Below are 18237 nucleotides of genomic sequence, written 5' to 3' on the forward strand. Positions count from 1 at the left end.
GCCCCCGCCAAAACAAAGAGGCCCGCAAAATGCGGGCCCCCGTCGAGAATGCCAAGAGGCGAAATCAGATGAAATACTGACCGCCATTCGCGGTGATCGTCGAGCCGGTGATGAAGCCCGCATCGTCGGAGACGAGGAACACCACGCAGCGCGCGATCTCTTCGGGCTCGCCCAGACGCCCGACCGGGATCTGGCCGATGATCGACTCACGCACCTTCTCCGGCACCGCCATGACCATTTCGGTTGCGATATAGCCGGGGCAGATCGCGTTCACCGTGATGCCCGCGCGGGCGCCTTCCTGAGCCAGAGCTTTGGTGAAACCCAGATCGCCCGCCTTCGCTGCCGAGTAGTTCGCCTGCGCGAACTGGCCCTTCTGGCCGTTGATCGAGGAGATGTTCACGACGCGGCCAAACTTGCGCTCGCGCATCTTCGTCCAGAGCGGATGGGTCATGTTGAAGATGCCGCTGAGGTTGGTGTCGATCACCTCGCTCCACTGCTCGCGGGTCATCTTGTGGAAGGGCGCGTCACGCGTGATGCCGGCGTTGTTGATCAAAACGTCGATCGGGCCGACTTCGGATTCGATCTGCTCGATGCCCGCCGCGCAGGCGTCGTAATCGGCGACCGACCACTTGTAGGTCTTGATCCCCGTTTCCTCGGTGAACTTGGCCGCAGCCTCGTCATTGCCGGCATAGTTCGCGACGACCGTGTAGCCCGCCGCCTGAAGCGCCTTCGAGATCGCCGCGCCAATGCCGCGCGATCCGCCGGTGACCAATGCAACTCTCGACATGATTCCTCCTCCAATGGATTACCCCTTGAAACGCTGTTACCGAAAATGACGAGAGCGCGCAACAAAGTTGCGCGCTCTTTTTGCAGATGCAGCATTTTTTTGCCGTTAGAGGCCTTCAATACACATTGCGACGCCCATGCCGCCGCCGATGCAGAGCGTGGCGAGGCCTTTTTTCGCGCCTTGGCGCTTCATCTCGAAGAGCAGGGTGTTGAGGATTCGCGCGCCGCTTGCGCCGATCGGGTGGCCGATGGCGATGGCGCCGCCGTTGACGTTCACCTTGCTGACATCCCAGCCCATATCCTTGTTCACGGCGCAAGCCTGCGCCGCGAAGGCTTCGTTTGCCTCGATCAGGTCGAGATCGGAGGCTTTCCAGCCCGCTTTTTCCAGCGCTTTGCGAGAGGAGGGGATCGGACCGCAGCCCATGATCGACGGGTCGAGGCCGGCGGTCGCGTAGGAGGCGATGCGGGCCAGCGGCGTGAGGCCGCGCTTCTCGGCCTCTTCTTCCGACATCAACAGCACTGCTGCCGCGCCGTCGTTGATGCCGCTTGCGTTGCCCGCGGTCACCGAGCCGTCCTTGGTGAAGGCGGGGCGCAGCTTCTGCATGTTCTCGATGGTCGCGCCGTGGCGGATATATTCGTCCTGATCCACGACGATGTCGCCCTTGCGCGTCTTCACGGTGAAGGGTGCGATCTCGTCGGCGAACTTACCCGCCTTCTGCGCGGCTTCCGCCTTGTTCTGCGAGGCGAGCGCGAATTCGTCCTGCTGCTCGCGCGAAATCTGCCACTGGGTCGCGACATTCTCGGCGGTCTGGCCCATGTGGTAGCCGTTGAACGCGTCCCACAGCCCGTCCTTGATCATCGAGTCGATCATCTTCATGTCGCCCATCTTCTGGCCCGCGCGCAGATGCGCGACATGGGGGCTGAGCGACATGCTTTCCTGACCGCCGGCTACGACGATATCGGCATCGCCGCACATGATATGCTGGGCGCCGAGCGCAACGGTGCGCAGGCCCGAGCCGCAGACCTGGTTGATGGACCAGGCGGCGCTTTCGATCGGCAGGCCCGCGTTGATATGGGCTTGGCGGGCGGGGTTCTGGCCTTGGCCCGCGGTCAGCACCTGACCGAGGATCGTTTCGGACACATCGGACTTCTCGATCCCGGCGCGGGCGACGACGGCCTCGATCACGGCGGCGCCGAGGTCATGTGCGGGCGTATTGGCGAACGCGCCCAAAAACGAGCCGACGGGCGTGCGCGCGGCCGAGACGATGACGACATTGGTCATGGGATCCTCCTCATCACTTAAGCGGGCGCGAAAGCGCGTCCGTTCTGCTGCTGCGCAGCATGGCGGATGGAGGCGAGAGGTCAAGCTTAATCCCGTCGCTCGGGAAATTGTTAGCGCAAGTTTATTGCGCTTTCGCCGGGGTCATGCGCGCCTCCTCTGCGGCTCGGGCGTCTGGCTCCACGGAGGGTGGATCGTCGGCGCGCCAAAGTAATAGCCCTGCATGCAATCGATGCCGAGGCTCGCCAGATATTCGGCATCCTCCAGCGACTCGACCGCTTCGGCGATCGTGAACATCTCAAAATGGCGCGCTACATCGAGCAGCGATTTCGTCAACGCCTGATTGTCCGGATCGCGGGAGATGCCGCGAATGAACTGACCGTCGACCTTGATGATGTCGAAGTAGAAATCCCTAAGGTAGCGGAAGGAGGTGTAGCCCGCCCCGAAATCGTCGAGCGCGAAACTGACACCTCGGGCCTGCAGGTCCTCCATGAAGATGCTGACCAGCTCAGGCATTTCCATGGCCGAGCTTTCGGTAATTTCGAGTATGAGGCGATCGGCGACCGTTTCATCGATTGCGAGGCAGCGATTAAGCACCTTGGTCCAGGGCGCGTAGCCGATAGAGCGCGCCGACATGTTGACCGAAAGGCGCAGATCCGGTTGCCCGAGAAGCGCTTTTAAACCGAGTTCGAGCGAGAGGCAGTCGAGCTTTCGCCCGACCTCCGTGCGTTCGATCGCCTCCATGAAATCTTTGGCCGGGATAATCCGCCCGCGGTCGTCGAGCACACGGATCAGCCCTTCATAGAAGGCAGGACGGTCGGGACGACAGGGTTGGATTACGGGTTGAAAGGCCAGCATGACGTCGTGCCTATCGATCGCCGCGTGCACCATGGCAATGGACTGTCGTCTTTGCTCCGCAGCCGCGAAGCTCAGTGGGCTGTCTTCGTCACGATGCACGGGCATGGCTTTCGCGTTTCGAATCGTCATGTGCCCCTCCTTCACCTTCGCAACAAGCATCCCCGCAAGCGCCTAAGAAGCGGTAAAGAGGGGGAAGGGCATCGGACTCGTGGTTAACAAAAAAATCTTCTGCAGCGTTAAGCCGTTCGTAACCGCCGGTTGCCTAGGGTGAGTCCTGATGGAACAGAATGGGCGATAACAACTATGGGGCAGCCGGAAATGCGCGGCACCAGCGAGGTGCCTTTCGCGCTGGAAGAATTGTTCTACTCGCGCACCGACACGCGCGGTGTGATCCAATCGGGTAACGAAATTTTTCGCCGCACCGCCGGCTTCGAGTGGTCCGAGATGATCGGCGCCCCGCATAAGATCGTGCGCCACCCCGATACGCCGCGTGCGGTGTTCCGGGTGCTGTGGGATGCGATCAAAGAGGGCTATCCCATGGGCGCCTATGTGAAAAACAGGGCGAAAGGTGGCGGTTGGTACTGGGTGTTCGCGGTCGTCATGCCAATCGAGAGCGGTTATGTTTCCGTCCGGCTGAAGCCGACGAGCGACCTCTCCGATCGGATTCATTCATTCTATCGCGAGCTCTCTGCGCGCGAGCGGGCAGAGGCCCTCGACCCGGGGGAGAGCGCGGGTCTGCTGCGCGATTTCGCAGAGCGTGGCGGCTACTCCAACTACACTGCCTTCATGGCCTATGCTCTGGCGCTTGAACTGACCGAACGGGATCGCCGCCTCGGTCGAACTGCCGATGAGAATACGCGGATGCTGGCCGAGTTGAACACCGCGATGGGGCGGCTAACGAAGGAACAATTCGGACTTTTGCGCAGTTTCGAGGCGTTGCAATCCGTGCCCAACAATATGCGGATTGTCGCTTCGCGGTTGGAACCATCCGGGGGGCCTGTGTCCGCAATCTCGGAAAATTACAAAGCCTCCTCTGCCGTTATTTCGGAACGGCTGCGCAAATTCGTCGCCGGCCGCGGCAATCTTTGTGGCCAGATGGCCTACCAGGTTGCGCGCGCCGTGTTCCAACTAGGATGCGCTCGTGTTCTCAACGAGATGAGCGAAAATTTCATGGGCGAAGAGGCGCAGCCTAGCCAACCTCGCGAAGGTCATACCCGAGACGAGGAGCGCACATTGCTTCAGTCTCTCGTCGTCAGGGGCACTGCCGATGCGAATGCCGCGATGCGCCAAGCGGCAGAACTCGCTGACGATATGATGGACCAAAGTCGAGATCTTCGTCGCCAGTTGCTCGGGCTCGACACGATCCGGGTTCTCGGGCGGGTCGAGTGCGGGCGCATGCGGGATACCAACGGTGGGCTCGCGGCCACAATAGACCAGCTCGACAGCTTCCATGACGACATCAAGGGACGGCTCGAGGCTATCCTTTCTCTATCCGAAGAGATCGAGCATTGGCTAGGGCGCTACCTCCGAGCCGAAAGAACCGCGGCATGAGCGTGTCTCAGGGCTTATGGCTGTGCTATCACGGCCATGAGGCGCCCAGAGCCTTGTAGCACTAGCAGTGCCACATCGCTCAAAGAAAATACGCGAGGTTTCGCGAAGCGCGGAGCCCACGGGGCGCCATCGGGTGTCCGAACGCGTGCGCCATGTGAGGTGGAATGCGAAGTACAGTATATGCGAAGTACAGTATAAATGCGCAGCACAGCATCTACGAGAATACCGCGATGGCGCAGCGGTTCGCCTTAAACCACACGCGTCACGGCGTCATCGCGCCTCAATCCTCGTCGATCAATGCCTGAATGACCTTCTTCGCCTCGGGCGAATCCCATTCCGCCCCGCCGATCATTCGTGCAACCTCGTGGCCGTTCATGTCGACCAGGACCGAAACCGGCAGGCCCAGCACCCCCATCGCGCGGGCGGCGAAATTGGCGTCGTCGTGGAAACGGGGCAAGACGTCTATGCCTTCCTTGTCGAAGAAGGCGGCGACTTTCTCGGGCGAGTTCGATCCGCCCGTGGCGATCGTCATAACCTGAAACCCATCTTCGCCGAACTCTTTTTGCAGCGCATTCAGCGAAGGCATCTCCTCGCGGCAGGGCGGACACCACGTCGCCCAGAAATTGATCAGCACAACCTTGCCTTCGAAATCTTTCATCGAATGCTCGTCGCCGCTTTCATCGGTCACCGTGAAGGGCGGCAGCGGCAGCGGTTCGTCATAGGTAACGAGGGATTCCATCTGCCCCGATTTAACCGCATCGAGATCCGCAGCCTGCGCAACATTTGCACCCAGCGCCAGCGCCGTATAAAGGACGAGAAACCGTAACATATAGCCTCCTAGCAAGGGCCTTCGACCATGACCGATCAGACCGACGAGAACAAGTCCTCCAACGCGATGTGGGGCGGGCGTTTCGCCGCGGGGCCTGATGCGATCATGGAGGCGATCAACGCCTCGATCGGGTATGATCAGCGGCTCTACGCGCAGGACATCCGCGGCAGCCGGGCCCACGCCGCGATGCTCGCTGCGCAGGGCATCATCAGCGACAAGGATGCCGAGGCGATCGGGGAAGGTTTGCTCACCGTCTTGTCCGAGATCGAAGCGGGCGGCTTTCCGTTCTCTACCGCGCTCGAAGACATCCACATGAATGTCGAGGCGCGGCTGAAAGAGGTCATTGGCGAACCGGCGGGGCGGCTGCACACGGCGCGGTCGCGCAACGATCAGGTCGCGACCGATTTCCGCCTCTGGGTGCGCGAACAATGCGACGCCGCGATCTCGGGTCTCGACACGCTGATCCGCGCCGCGCTGACCCGGGCCGAGGAAGGCGCCGATTGGGTCATGCCCGGCTTCACCCATCTGCAGACCGCGCAGCCGGTGACTTTCGGCCACCACATGATGGCCTATGTCGAGATGTTCGCGCGCGACAAATCCCGGTTCACTGATGCGCGCAAACGGATGAACGAATCTCCTCTAGGGGCGGCGGCGCTTGCTGGCACAGGTTTCCCGATCGACCGTCATGCCACGGCCGAGGCGCTCGGTTTCGATCGGCCGATGGCGAACTCGCTCGATGCGGTGTCGGACCGCGATTTCGCGCTGGAGTTCCTGTCGGCCTCTGCGATTTGCGCGGTGCACATGTCGCGCCTTGCCGAAGAACTGGTGATCTGGTCCTCCGCGCAGTTTCGTTTCGTCGCGATGTCGGACAAGTGGTCGACGGGCTCGTCGATCATGCCGCAGAAACGCAACCCCGACGCGGCAGAACTGATCCGCGCCAAAATCGGACGCATCCTCGGGGCGTCGGTCGCGCTGTTCACCGTGATGAAAGGGCTGCCGCTCGCCTATTCCAAGGATATGCAGGAAGACAAGGAACAGGTCTTCGACGCCGCCGACAACCTGATGCTCGCGCTCGCCGCGATGGCCGGGATGATCGGCGACATGACCGTCAATGCCGACAAGCTGGAGGCCGCGGCCTCGGGCGGGTTCTCCACCGCGACTGATCTGGCCGACTGGCTGGTGCGCGAGGCGGGGCTACCGTTCCGTGACGCTCACCATGTCACTGGCTCGCTCGTCGCGATGGCCGAGGAGCAGGGCTGCGATCTGCCCGATCTGAGCCTCGAGCAGATGCAATCGGTCAACCCGGCGATCACCGAGAGCGTGTTCGACGTGCTCGGGGTTCACAACTCGGTCGCCTCGCGTCAGTCTTACGGGGGCACCGCGCCCGATCAGGTGCGCGCGCAGGTCGCCCGCTGGAAGGAACTGCTTGGATGAACTTCGCGGTCCCTTTCGTGCTGATCGGCCTTCTTGGCGGATGCGCCGCCGACCCGGCCTTGCATACGCATGTCGGCATCAATCGTGACGGCATCAAAGTCTATCCCGCCGCGACGGCGCGTGTCGGCATCATGACCCTGTCGGTGACTCCATGACCAAGACCCTGACCCTCGCGCTGACGCTTCTTCTTTCGCTCGCTGCCTGCGGTGTCGACGGCCCGCCCGTTCCGCCGTCCGAGGCGGACAGCGCGCAATCCCAGCAGGCTTCGGCCCAGTAATCGAGACCTCTCATGGATCATTTCCTTTATCGCGACGGCGTCCTTCATGCAGAGGATGTGCCGATCCCCGAGATCGCGGCGGCCGTGGGCACGCCGTTCTACGTCTATTCGACCGCCACGCTGGAGAGGCATTTCAAGCTGTTCGAAGAGGCGCTTGGCTGGACCGAACACCTGATCTGCTTCGCGATCAAGTCGAACTCGAACCTCGCCGTACTGAGGGTGCTGGGCGATCTCGGCGCGGGGATGGACGTGGTTTCGGGCGGTGAATATCGCCGTGCGCGGGCGGCTGGCGTGCCGGGCGAGCGGGTGGTGTTCTCGGGCGTGGGCAAGACCCGCGAGGAGATCGCCTACGTTCTCGAAAACGGCATCCGCCAGTTCAATGTCGAATCCGAGCCGGAGCTACTGGCGATTTCCGAGATTGCCGCGTCGATGGGCGTGACCGCGCCGATCGCGCTGCGGGTGAACCCGGATGTCGACGCGAAGACCCATGAGAAGATCGCGACCGGGAAATCCGAGAACAAGTTCGGCATCCCGATCGCCAAGGCGCGCGCGGTCTATGCCGAGGCCGCGAAGCTGCCGGGCATCGATGTCGTCGGCATCGATGTGCATATCGGCTCTCAGCTGACCGATCTGGAGCCGTTCGAGGCGGCTTTTCTGAAGGTCCGCGAACTGACCGAGACGTTGCGCGCGGATGGCCATGATATCCGTCGGCTGGACCTCGGTGGCGGCTTGGGCATTCCCTATGAGCGCTCTAACTCCGCGCCGCCGCTGCCCATAGAATACGGGCAGGTGATCCAGCGCACCGTGGGCGATCTGGGCTGCGAGATCGAAATCGAACCGGGCCGCCTGATCTCGGGCAATGCCGGGCTGCTGGTCTCCTCGGTGATCTGGCTGAAAGAGGGAGAGGGACGCGATTTCCTCATTCTCGACGCAGCGATGAACGACCTCGTGCGGCCCTCGATGTATGGCGCCTATCACGATATCGTCCCGGTGCTCGAACCAGAGCCGGGCACCGACTCCGCGCCTTACGACATCGTCGGCCCGGTATGCGAGACCGGCGACACCTTCGCCAAGGCGCGCAACCTGACACCGCTGGGCCCGGGCGATCTGGTCGCCTTCCGCTCGGCGGGGGCCTACGGCGCGGTCATGTCGTCGGAATACAATTCCCGCCCGCTGATCCCCGAGGTTCTGGTGCGGGGGGGCGAATTCGCTCTCATTCGTGCAAGACCGAGCTTTGAGGAAATGCTCTCCCGCGATACGATCCCGGAGTGGCTCTGATCCGTAGGAAGGGAATCAGGGCCGACGGATAGGGAGAGAATGCCGGTCAGGAACTGGTTCAGCAAAGCTTCGCGCGATACCGCGACGAAGGAGGACGGGCAGGCCGCTCTGGCCCCGCTCGCCCGGCCTATTTTGCTGACCCATGCCGGGATGATCCTCGAGCGAGGGCTGGCCGCTTTCTGGCCGCTTCTCTCCGTTCTCGCGCTGATCGCCACCGCCATCGCCTTCGCGCTGCCCGCCTATCTGGGGCCGGGCGGGCGCTGGTTCTGGCTGGTCGCGCTGATCGCGTCGCTCGTGGCTTTGGGCTGGGGCGCGTGGCGGATGCGTTGGCCGCGCCGGACCGATGCGATCGCGCGTCTCGATGCGACGTTGCCGGGCCGGCCACTTTCCGCGCTGACCGACGAAATGGCGCTGGGGCAGAACGATCCCGCAGCCCGCGCGCTCTGGATGGCGCATCTGCGGCGCATGGCGAAAGCCGCGCAGGCCGCCCGCGCGCCGCGACCGAAACCCGATCTCGCCCGCCGTGATCCTTATGCGCTGCGTTTGACTGCGCTCACGGCCTTGGTCGTCGCGGTGATCTTCGGGGTGCCGCAGCGTCTGTTGCATCCGACCGAGGGGCTGCCGACGCCTGCAGGCTCTGCCGAGGCCGCGATGGGACCGAGCTGGGAAGGCTGGGCCGCGCCGCCGCGCTATACCGGCAAGCCGGGGCTCTATCTGAACAAGGTCGAGGGCGACGAACTGATCGTGCCCGAGGGCACCCGTTTCTCGATCCGGCTGTACGGCTCTTCCGGCGCGATCGGCTTCTCCGAGAGCGTTTCGAATCCGGCCGCGCTGCCCGAACAGGGTGCGGCGCAGACCGCCAGCGGCATCGAGACCCACGAATTCGAAGCGGTCCGCGACGGGCTTTTGGAGTTCAAAGGCCCCGCCGCGCGCCGCTTCAACGTGGTGGTGCGCCCCGACGAGGCGCCCTCGGTCGCGCTGGCCGGTACCCCCGACCGCCGCGCCGATGGTAAGCTGAGCCTGCCCTTCACCGCGCAGGACGACTACGCCGTGACCAAGGGCCATGCGGTGATCTCGCTCGATCTGGCGAAGGTCGATCGCCGCTACGGCCTGGAGATCCCGCCCGAGCCGCGAGACGATCTGATCTATGATCTGCCGCTGCCGATTTCCGGCTCGCGCGCCGATTTCACCGAGAGCCTTGTCGAGGATGCCGCGAAGCATCCTTGGGCGAACCTGCCGGTGAAGCTTACGCTCGATGTCGAGGACGGGCGCGGCCAGACCGGCACCTCCGGCACGCAGGAAATCATCCTGCCCGGCAAGCGCTTCTTCGACCCGCTCGCCGCCGCGCTGATTGAGGTGCGCCGCGATCTTCTGTGGTCGCGCGACAACCGCGGCTATGCCGATCAGCTTCTCCGCGCGATCTCGAACCGGCACGAGGGCTTCATCAAGCGCGAGGAGGTGTATCTGATGATCCGCCTCGTGATCGGGCGGCTCGACGATCCCGACCTGTCCCCCGAGGCCCGCGACGAGATCGCCGAGGCGCTGTGGAAGATGGCGGAGCTTGTCGAAGATGGCGGCTTGGCCGATGCGTTGGCCGCGATGCAGAAGGCGCAGGAGAAGCTTTCCGAAGCGATCCGCAACGGGGCCTCCAAGGACGAAATCGCCAAGCTCATGCAGGAGCTGAAACAGGCCACCGACAATTACATCCGCATGCTCGCCGAACGCTCGCAACAGCAGGATCAGGGGCCGCAATTTGGCCAGCAGCCGCAGCAGGGCCAGCAGATAACCGGCGACCAGATCCAGCAGATGATGGACCAGATCCAGAAGCTGATGGAGGAAGGCCGGATGGCTGAGGCGCAGGAATTGCTCGATCAGCTCTCGCGGATGATGGAGAACCTCAAGGTCCAGCAGGGCCAGAACGGTCAGGGCGACATGCCCGGCGGTCAGGCGATGCGCGACATGCAGGACACCTTGCGCAAGCAGCAGGAGCTTTCGGACGACGCGTTCCGCAACCTGCAGGACCAGTTCATGACGCCCGAGGAGCGCCAGCAGCAGGCCGAGAACGGTCAGCAGGGCCAGCAAGGTCAGCAAGGGCAACGGGGTCAGCAGCAAGGTCAGCAGGGGCAACAAGGCCAGCAGGGTGAGCAAGGCCAACAAGGTCAGGGCCAGCAGCCCGGCAACCAGCCCGGCCAAGGCCAGGACGGACAAGCGCAGCGCGACGGCCAGGGGCAGGGCGACCAGCCCGGCATGAACGGCGGGCAGGGCGGTGTGGACGGCCAGAGCCTCGCGGATCGCCAACGTGCGCTCCGCCGCGAACTCGACCGCCAGCGCGGGCTGCTGCCGGGCTTTGGCAACGAGGCGGGCCAGCAGGCCGAGAAGCGTTTCGACGACGCCGGGCGCGCGATGGATCAGGCCGAGCAGGCCCTGCGCCAGGGCGACAATTCGGCGGCGATCGACCGTCAGGCCGACGCGATCGAGGCGCTGCGCGAAGGGATGCGCGCGTTGGGCGAGGCGATGCGCAACGAACAGGCGCGCCGCGACGGTCAGCAGCCCGGCCAGCAGGGCAATCAGCAGGCGGGCCAACCTGGACAACTCGGTGGGCGCGAAATGCCACGCGATCCGCTGGGCCGGGCGCAGGGCGAGGGCAACCAGCTCGGCACGGATCGTCAGATGCTCAACGGCGAGGATGTCTATCGCCGGGCGCAGGACCTGCTCGATGAAATCCGGCGCCGCTCGGCCGATCGTCTGCGCCCCGAGGAAGAACTGGATTACCTCAAGCGGCTGCTCGATCAGTTCTCGAATGCGGGCTGATGCCGGGCGCGCATAAGTTCAACTTATGCGCGGCGTCGAAATATTAGGAAAACTTATTCGGTGAAGCCGTCCGAGGCCGTCTCGGGCGAGAGGCGATGGGTGAGGATCTGGAGCTGGTCGTCGAGCCAGATGCGCCCCTCGTCCACCGCGACGACATATTGCGTCAGCGGCGATTTCAGCGCCGGGAACTTCGCTGCGATGTCCGGCGCGAAAGCATAGAGCAGCGCCAAGACCGCAGTCACGGCCATCACGAAGATGAAGCCCCGGCTGAAGCCAGAGCGACGGCGGCGCGCCATCTCCGGCGAGAATTCGGCGACGCTGTCGCCTTCGCGATCGGAGGTCGCGGTGAGGGTCGAATTGATCTCGTCGATATCGGGCAGGCGTTCGCGCCCGCGGATCGTCTGCAGGTCCTCATCGTCCTCGCCGAGCAGGTCGGCCACGCGATCTTCTTCGCGCTCGGCGTCGGGATCGCGGAGGTCGGAAAAATCCTGTGCGCGTTTGCGACGGCGCGCCAGATCGGCGGCGGCGGCCTCTGCGGCGCGTTCAGCATCTTCGCTGGTTTCGCGTTCTTCGAGGTTCAGCTCCTCTTGCGTCTGCAATTCGCTCGAGCCTTCGGCGCGGCGCTGCGCGGCTTCGCGCTCGGCCTCTTCGCGCAGGATCGACAGGAGCCCGTCATCGAGTGGTTTGCGCGGTTTGGCCCCGACGCGCGGGGCGGGGCCTAGGCCCGGCTCGTCCTCGTCATCTTCCTCGGCCTCCGGCGCCGCGACCATCGCCGCGACGGCTGCATCGGTATCATCGTCGCTTTGCTGCGTCACCACCGGCTCGGGCTCGGGCAGATGGGTCGCCGTGTCGTGGCTGGGTTGCTGTTCGGGCTCCGGCATCGGCGCGGGCTCGGACGGCTCCTCGGTCGCCTTTGAGGCAACGGGCGCCTCTGTCTCGGCTCGGGAGGTTTCGGGTTCTGAGGCCGTTTCGGTGTCGGGATCCGGATCCCAGCCTGCCGGCGGGGCCGCAGGGCCTGTCGGGTCGCTGTCGGCAGAGAGCATATCCTTGCTCGGCTGGAACCAGCCATGCCCGCAATTGGAGCATTGCACATCCCGTCCGCCGTCTGGGATGACGGCGTCATCCACTTCGTATTGCGCACCGCAATTGGGGCAAACCAACCGCATATTGTCCCATCCCTGCCCGTGTTGGCGTTTTGCCGTTCTGGCCAACCACTGTCTTATGTTGTAGCAAGCGCGGGCGGAATGTCCAAATGATTTGGGCCGCTTAATTCGCGAAACGCGCACCAAATAGAGGGGCTGGCAGTGATCGAGCTGCAAAATGTGGCGATGAGCTATAGCGGGGCGGAGCTATTGAGCGATATGTCCCTGACGCTTGCCCCAGGGTCATTTCATTTTCTCACCGGGCCGTCGGGCGCGGGGAAGACCACATTTCTCAAATTGTGCTACGCGGAGCTGCTGCCGACGGCGGGTCATTTGTCTCTGTTCGGCAAGGATGTGCGCACGATGAGCCGCGACGAAATCGCGGGGCTGCGCCAGCGTATCGGTGTCGTGCACCAGGACTGCCAGTTCCTCGATCACCTCTCGGTGGAAGAAAACGTGGCGCTGCCGATGACGGTCAATCGCCGCACCCCCGACATGACCCAGCTGCGCGAATTGCTGGCGTGGGTCGGGCTGAAGCGGCAGGCGAATGCGCTGCCGCCGCAGCTGTCGGGCGGGGAGCGCCAACGGGTTGCATTGGCGCGGGCCGTCATCATGTCGCCCGACGTGATCCTTGCGGACGAGCCGACGGGGAACCTCGATTGGGAGATGTCGCTGCGGCTGCTGTCTTTGCTGGTCGAGCTGAACAAGATGGGCAAGACGGTGGTGATCGCGACCCACGATCTGAACCTGATCCGGCAGGCGAAGCCGCAGGTCTCGGCGCGGGTGCTGCGGATCGCGAAGCGCCATCTGCATACGGCGGGGGCCGATCTGTGAAGCTGACCATGCTGACATTCGCATCCGAGACCACGGGGCCGGATCGTGTCGTGCCGCCGACCGGGTTTACCGCGCGGCTGACCCTGTTCACGGCCGCCGCGATGGCGTTTCTGGCGGTTTTTGCGCTCGCTCTGTCGCTGGCGACCGGGCGGCTTGCCGATCGCTGGGCGGATAGCCTCGCGCGGTCCGCCACGATCCGCATCTCCGCCCCGCCCGAGCAGATGGATGCGCAGGTCGCCGCCGTGCAGGAGGTGCTGAAGACGACGCCGGGTGTCGCCTCGTCGCGGGTGTTGGGCGATGACGAGATGAAGGGGCTGCTGAAGCCGTGGTTCGGTCCCGATCTGCCGGTGGATGCGTTGCCGTTGCCGAAGCTGATCGCAGTGACCGAGACCGGCGCGGGCGTCGATGCCGAGGGGCTGCGGCTGCGGCTGCAGGCTGAAGCGCCCGGCGCGATCTTCGACGACCATACCCGCTGGCGGCGCCCGCTGGTGGCCGCCGCGCAGCGGATTCGGACGCTGGGGCTGCTCTCGCTGCTGCTGATCTTCGGCGCGATGGCGGGGATGATCACGCTGGCCGCGCAGGCCGCGCTGGCCGCGAATGGTCAGGTGATCGCGACGCTCCGGCTTGTGGGCGCGCGCGACGCCTTCATCGCGCGGGCCTTCGTGCGCCGGTTCACCACGCGCGGGCTGATCGGTGCCGTGGCGGGCACGGTGCTGGGGATGCTCGCGGTGGCGCTGCTCCCCTCGACCGAGGCCGCGGGCGGTTTCCTCACCGGCCTGGGCTTTTCCGGGGCCGCATGGCTCTGGCCATTGATCATTCCGCCGATCGCCGCGATCGTGGCCTTTGCCGCCACGCGTTTCGCCGCGCTGCGTATGCTCAGGAGACTTCGCTGATGTCCGATCCTTCGCACCGACCCGGAAAGGTCACGCCGCTGACCCATGTGATGACCGGAATTTACTACGTCCACATTGCGCTCGCGACGGTGCTGATCGGGGCGTGGGGCCTTGTGTTTCAGGTGCTGCCAAAGGGGCGGGACGGGGTGCATCGCGTGGCCGGGATCTGGACGCAGCATCTGTTGACGATGGCGCGCGTCTACCTGGGGTTGCGCTACGAGCTGCGCGGCACGCCGCCGCAGGGCGACTGCATCATCGCGGCCAAGCATCAGAGCTTTTTCGACATTCTTATCCTCGCCAATCACCTGCCGCGCCGGGCTTTCGTGATGAAGAAGGCGCTGTTGAACGTGCCGGTGATGGGCTGGTTCGCGCACAAGGCGGGCTGCATTCCGATCGATCGCTCCAAGGGGTCGGAGGCGATGAAGGTGATGCTTGGGGCGGTCGAAGAGGCGCGTGCGACGCATGGGCTGGGCCAACTGATCATCTATCCCGAGGGCACGCGCGTGCCGCCGGGCGAAAAACGCCGTTACAAGCAGGGCGTGGGGGTGGTGGCGGAGGCCACGAAGCTGCCGGTCGTGCCCGCCGCGACCAATGCCGGGCTGTTCTGGAACAAGCGAGGCTGGCCGATCCGCTCGGGCGTGGCGGTGACCGAGTTCCTGCCGGTGATCGACGCGGCTGGCTCGGCGCCACAGACGTTGGCGGCGGTCGAAGCGGTGGTGGAGCCGCGCTCCGATGCGCTCATGGCGGAGGCCGGGTTCGAGCTGCCGAAGCCCTGAGTGGATGCCGGGGGAGGGAACCTCCGGCAGGGATATTTTAGCCAAGAGGAAGAGGTGCGGCGGCGCCGCGAAGCGCGGGCGCGGAACACGTTGGCGTGATCATCCCTCGCGTAGATCGGCGTCGAGGATCGGGTCGATCAGGCCGGGGAAGCGCGCTTCGAGGTCGTCCCGGCGCAGGGTGAGAAGGCGGCCGCGGCCGTTCGGATTCGGCTCGTTCCGTATTACGCCGGATTCCCGCAAGACCTTGAGAATATGGGATTTCGTAGATTTCGGAACGCCCGCCCCCGCAGAGCTGCAGGCGGCGGCTTCAAGCGGGCCCTCGCGCAGGTTGCGAGCGATTTCGCGCCGCGCCGGATCACTGAGCGCGAAGAGCACTTGCGACAGCGACAGCGAGTCTGCGGGCGGGTGAGGAAGTTCGGGGGGCGTGCTCATGGTTCGACAATACTTGAACCATCGGCTGTGTCGAGTATGTGGAGGTTCAACAATTTTCGAACCTATCGCATCAGGAGACAGCGATGACCGATGAGACCCGTCCCGGCCCGCGCCCCACCTCTCCAAATCCGCCAACGCGGAGCCGCGCGGGCTTCGTTCTGGCCCTTGCAGGGCTCGTGCTGATGCTGGCCGGGGCCAGTGCGCCGTCGCCCTTCTACCCGGTGCTGCAGACGCAGATCGGCTTTTCCTCGGCGATGATGACGGGAATCTTCGCGATCTATGCCGGGGCTCTTCTGGTGACCTTGCTGGTCTTCGGGCGGCTCTCCGACCACCTCGGGCGGCGGCCCGTCCTTTCAGTGGGGTTCGTTCTGTTGGCGGTCGGGATGCTCGAATTCCTCCGGGCCGATACGGCCACGACGCTGCTAATGGCGCGGGTGTTGCAAGGATTGGCGAGCGGTCTGCTGATCTCGACGCTGAGCGCGAGTTCGACCGATCACGAGCCGCCGGCGCGGCCCGGACTGGCGGCGGTCTGGAATGCAGTTGCGCCCTTGGCGGGGCTGGCACTCGGCGCGCTCGCGGGTGGGGCATTGCTGGCCTATGTGCCCGCGCCGCGTTTGGTGACCTTCCTTGGACTTGCTCTGGTCTATGCCGTGCTGGCGCTGCTGGTCTGGCTGCCGCCGGAGACCGCGCCGCGCCATGCGGGCACGCTCGCCTCGCTGCGCCCGCAGGTCTCGGTCCCGCCGCATATTCGCGCAGCGTTCCGGCGGGGCGCGCCTGCCGTCGTGGCGGGGTGGGGGACCGGCTCGCTGTTCCTGTCGCTGGGCGCGCCCATCGTGGCCCGGGTCTTCGAGGTTCACACAGCGCTGGCGCAGGGCGCGATCGTGGCGCTTTTGGCGGCGACCGGAGCGGCCTCGTGCTATGCGACGCGCAATCTGGCGCCACGCCGGATTGCGCTTCTGGGCACGGACGGGTTGGTGCTGGGCACGCTGCTTTCGCTGGCGGCGCTGATGACGGAGAGTTTTCCGCTCTATATCGCGAGCGTCATTCTCGCCGGGATCGGGTTCGGCACCTGCTTCGCGGGGGTGTTACGTTCGCTTGCGCCGCTGGCTGCGCCGGATGAGCGTGGCGGCCTGTTCGCGGCACTGTTCACACTGGCATATTCGGCCTTCGGGGTGCCTGCGGTGCTCGCAGGGCTGGCGGTGCCGGAACTGGGACTGCGGCTGACGACCGAGATTTATGGCGCGGTCATAATCGCGCTCGCGCTCGGGGCGGGGCTGATGCGCAGGCAGGCCGAGCCGGCGTGAGGCCGGCGCTGGTCTTCGCGTTTCGGGAGGAGTTTCGGTTTAGGCCGAAAGCCCCTTCGCGCCCATGTCGAGGAACTTCTTGCGCCGGGCCTTGATGAGATCGGCGGGCTTCTTGCCCTCCAGCTCGGCCAGCATCAGCGAGATTTCAGAGCCGACCGAAGCGATGGTCGCCTTGGGGTCGCGCTGTGCGCCGCCCATCGGCTCCGAGATGATGCGGTCGATCACGCCAAGCTTCTTGAGATCTTGCGCAGTCAGGCGCAGCGCCTCGGCGGCTTCGCGCATCTTCTCGGCATCCTTCCAGAGGATCGAGGCGCAGCCCTCCGGGGAGATCACCGAATAGACGGAATGTTCCAACATCGCGACACGGTCGCCGGTGGCGAAGGCCACGGCGCCGCCCGAGCCGCCCTCGCCGATGATGACCGAGATCAGCGGAACGCCGATCTGCAGGCATTTCTCGGTCGAGCGGGCGATGGCTTCGGACTGGCCGCGCTCTTCCGCGCCCTTGCCGGGATAGGCGCCGGGCGTGTCGATCAGGGCGACGACGGGCAGTCCGAAGCGGGCGGCCATGTCCATCAGGCGGATCGCCTTGCGGTAGCCCTCGGGGCGAGCCATGCCGAAGTTGCGCTCGATGCGGCTCGCGGTGTCGTTGCCCTTCTCGTGGCCGATCACCATCACCGGCTTGTCGCCGAGACGCGCAAGGCCGCCCATCACCGCATGGTCGTCGGCGAAGTTGCGATCGCCTGCGAGCGGCGTGTATTCGGTGAAGAGCTGGTCGATATAGTCCTTGCAATGCGGCCGGTCGGGATGGCGCGCGACCTGGCATTTCCGCCAGGGCGACAGATCCTTGTAGAGATCGCGCAGCATCGTCTCGGCCTTCTTGTCGAGGGCCGACGCTTCCTTGTCGACATCCATCTCTTCGCTTTGCCGGGCCAGCGCGCGCAGCTCTTCGGCTTTGCCTTCGATTTCTGCCAGCGGCTTTTCGAATTCGAGATAGGTCATGGATCACTCCGCATCCGGAAACTCGGGCCCTTAATGTCTTCAACGCTCGGGAATTGCAACTGGGTGGCGCATGGGCAGCCTATCGCAGATGTGCGGGTGGCGGGAGCCTGCTAGATAGGCGGGGCCGCGCGGAGCGCTAAACTGCTCGGGGCGAGGCTCGGTTAGCTTTCAATGGAGGGTGCGATGGCCTACGAGGTCGAGATACGGACGCTGCCGCCGGTGCGGTTGGTGGGTTTGGCGCATACCGGACCCTATCCTGCGGTGGCGCCGGTGTTCCAGAGGCTCGTTTCGCTGATTCCCGAACCGTCTTGGACGGAGGTCGAGCATCCGGCGATGATCGGGCATGACAATCCGCGCACGGTCCCGGCGGAGGATCTGCGTTCGCATGCCTGTTTCATAGTGGGCGAGGGGTTCGTGATCTTCCCGCCTCTCGAGGAAATCCGCTATCCCGCAGGGAGATATGCGACCCTGACGATCGCAGGGCCCTATGACCAGTTGCCCGAGGCGTATCGCTGGCTGGCGCAGGAGTGGTATCCCGCGTCGGGCGAAGCGCCGCGCGGTCTCGATCGCTACGAGGTCTATCTGAACGATCCCTTCGAGCCGAAGCCCGGAAATCTGCTGACGGAGATTCGTTTGCCGCTCAAGGACTGAGCGGTGGCGGTCTGTCACGGGGCGGTCGCACGGGGCTGTTAAGAAAGGTTACGCGGCGAGAGTGCCCGATTCCAGAAAACGGAAACGCCCCGGCACGGGGCCA

18 protein-coding genes are annotated in these 18237 nt (G+C 64.7%); 11 read left to right on the forward strand and 7 right to left on the reverse strand.

The genetic code is table 11. The features are described from left to right. Window positions 1-64: 64 nt before the first annotated feature. The 3 genes from B6V74_RS06275 to B6V74_RS06285 all read right to left on the reverse strand — a co-directional run bounded on the left by B6V74_RS06275 (window position 65) and on the right by B6V74_RS06285 (window position 3052). Window positions 65-787, reverse strand: a complete 723-nt coding sequence (locus B6V74_RS06275; protein ID WP_075773961.1) for a beta-ketoacyl-ACP reductase — start codon at window positions 785-787, stop codon at window positions 65-67. 105 nt (window positions 788-892) lie between these two features. Then, on the reverse strand, window positions 893-2068 hold the full coding sequence (locus tag B6V74_RS06280) for an acetyl-CoA C-acetyltransferase (RefSeq protein ID WP_075773962.1): 1176 nt from the start codon (window positions 2066-2068) through the stop codon (window positions 893-895). 141 nt (window positions 2069-2209) lie between these two features. Then, complete coding sequence (locus B6V74_RS06285; protein ID WP_240497066.1) at window positions 2210-3052, reverse strand: EAL domain-containing protein; 843 nt, start codon at window positions 3050-3052, stop codon at window positions 2210-2212. A 174-nt stretch (window positions 3053-3226) separates the two neighbouring features. On the opposite strand from B6V74_RS06285, the gene B6V74_RS06290 reads away from it, so the two are divergent. Then, the gene (locus tag B6V74_RS06290; protein WP_088722303.1) at window positions 3227-4474 is read left to right on the forward strand and encodes a PAS domain-containing protein; all 1248 of its coding nucleotides are present in this window, start codon (window positions 3227-3229) and stop codon (window positions 4472-4474) included. Window positions 4475-4754: 280 nt separating this feature from the next. Here B6V74_RS06290 and B6V74_RS06295 read toward each other — a convergent pair whose 3' ends face one another. Further along, window positions 4755-5303 (reverse strand): TlpA disulfide reductase family protein, encoded by a 549-nt coding sequence (locus B6V74_RS06295; RefSeq protein ID WP_088722304.1) that lies wholly within the window; start codon window positions 5301-5303, stop codon window positions 4755-4757. A gap of 27 nt (window positions 5304-5330) precedes the next feature. Here B6V74_RS06295 and argH point away from each other — a divergent pair, with 27 nt between their 5' ends. From argH to B6V74_RS06310, 5 genes are read left to right on the forward strand one after another with little or no spacing between them, the layout of a single operon-like run. Beyond that, window positions 5331-6737: an argininosuccinate lyase gene (gene argH, locus B6V74_RS06300; protein ID WP_088722305.1), complete on the forward strand. Its 1407-nt coding sequence runs from the start codon at window positions 5331-5333 to the stop codon at window positions 6735-6737. Continuing rightward, complete coding sequence (locus tag B6V74_RS18930; protein WP_157771608.1) at window positions 6734-6892, forward strand: hypothetical protein; 159 nt, start codon at window positions 6734-6736, stop codon at window positions 6890-6892. The genes argH and B6V74_RS18930 overlap by 4 nt, the downstream gene beginning before the upstream one ends. Continuing rightward, the gene (locus B6V74_RS19205) at window positions 6889-7014 is read left to right on the forward strand and encodes a hypothetical protein (protein ID WP_255415012.1); all 126 of its coding nucleotides are present in this window, start codon (window positions 6889-6891) and stop codon (window positions 7012-7014) included. Before B6V74_RS18930 ends, B6V74_RS19205 begins: the two co-directional genes overlap by 4 nt. Window positions 7015-7026: 12 nt before the next feature. Continuing rightward, window positions 7027-8292: a diaminopimelate decarboxylase gene (lysA, locus tag B6V74_RS06305; protein ID WP_088722306.1), complete on the forward strand. Its 1266-nt coding sequence runs from the start codon at window positions 7027-7029 to the stop codon at window positions 8290-8292. 39 nt (window positions 8293-8331) lie between these two features. Then, a complete protein-coding gene (locus B6V74_RS06310; protein ID WP_240497067.1) occupies window positions 8332-11103 on the forward strand; it encodes a DUF4175 domain-containing protein in 2772 nt (923 codons plus the stop codon). A 53-nt stretch (window positions 11104-11156) separates the two neighbouring features. Here the strand turns inward: B6V74_RS06310 and B6V74_RS06315 are convergent, their stop codons facing one another. Then, on the reverse strand, window positions 11157-12269 hold the full coding sequence (locus B6V74_RS06315; protein WP_088722307.1) for a zinc-ribbon domain-containing protein: 1113 nt from the start codon (window positions 12267-12269) through the stop codon (window positions 11157-11159). A 138-nt stretch (window positions 12270-12407) separates the two neighbouring features. Between B6V74_RS06315 and B6V74_RS06320 the strand changes: the two genes are divergently transcribed. The 3 genes from B6V74_RS06320 to B6V74_RS06330 are packed head-to-tail and all read left to right on the forward strand — an operon-like array spanning window position 12408 to window position 14748. Next, window positions 12408-13079 carry an ATP-binding cassette domain-containing protein gene (locus tag B6V74_RS06320; RefSeq protein WP_075773969.1) on the forward strand — a complete coding sequence of 224 codons (672 nt, stop codon included), beginning with the start codon at window positions 12408-12410 and terminating at the stop codon, window positions 13077-13079. A gap of 8 nt (window positions 13080-13087) precedes the next feature. Continuing rightward, on the forward strand, window positions 13088-13972 hold the full coding sequence (locus B6V74_RS06325) for an FtsX-like permease family protein (protein ID WP_088722625.1): 885 nt from the start codon (window positions 13088-13090) through the stop codon (window positions 13970-13972). Next, window positions 13972-14748: a lysophospholipid acyltransferase family protein gene (locus B6V74_RS06330; RefSeq protein WP_240496944.1), complete on the forward strand. Its 777-nt coding sequence runs from the start codon at window positions 13972-13974 to the stop codon at window positions 14746-14748. Before B6V74_RS06325 ends, B6V74_RS06330 begins: the two co-directional genes overlap by 1 nt. 99 nt (window positions 14749-14847) lie before the next feature. Here B6V74_RS06330 and B6V74_RS06335 read toward each other — a convergent pair whose 3' ends face one another. After that, window positions 14848-15180 (reverse strand): helix-turn-helix transcriptional regulator, encoded by a 333-nt coding sequence (locus tag B6V74_RS06335; protein ID WP_075773971.1) that lies wholly within the window; start codon window positions 15178-15180, stop codon window positions 14848-14850. An 83-nt stretch (window positions 15181-15263) separates the two neighbouring features. Here B6V74_RS06335 and B6V74_RS06340 point away from each other — a divergent pair, with 83 nt between their 5' ends. Then, window positions 15264-16484 carry an MFS transporter gene (locus B6V74_RS06340; protein ID WP_088722308.1) on the forward strand — a complete coding sequence of 407 codons (1221 nt, stop codon included), beginning with the start codon at window positions 15264-15266 and terminating at the stop codon, window positions 16482-16484. A gap of 39 nt (window positions 16485-16523) precedes the next feature. Here the strand turns inward: B6V74_RS06340 and B6V74_RS06345 are convergent, their stop codons facing one another. Next, window positions 16524-17483 carry an acetyl-CoA carboxylase carboxyltransferase subunit alpha gene (locus B6V74_RS06345; RefSeq protein ID WP_088719547.1) on the reverse strand — a complete coding sequence of 320 codons (960 nt, stop codon included), beginning with the start codon at window positions 17481-17483 and terminating at the stop codon, window positions 16524-16526. Window positions 17484-17666: 183 nt separating this feature from the next. On the opposite strand from B6V74_RS06345, the gene B6V74_RS06350 reads away from it, so the two are divergent. Then, the gene (locus B6V74_RS06350; RefSeq protein WP_168184191.1) at window positions 17667-18134 is read left to right on the forward strand and encodes a GyrI-like domain-containing protein; all 468 of its coding nucleotides are present in this window, start codon (window positions 17667-17669) and stop codon (window positions 18132-18134) included. The last annotated feature ends 103 nt before the right edge of the window (window positions 18135-18237 follow it).

It is taken from the genome of Thioclava sp. F42-5 (assembly GCF_002213195.1).
GTDB lineage: Bacteria > Pseudomonadota > Alphaproteobacteria > Rhodobacterales > Rhodobacteraceae > Thioclava > Thioclava nitratireducens.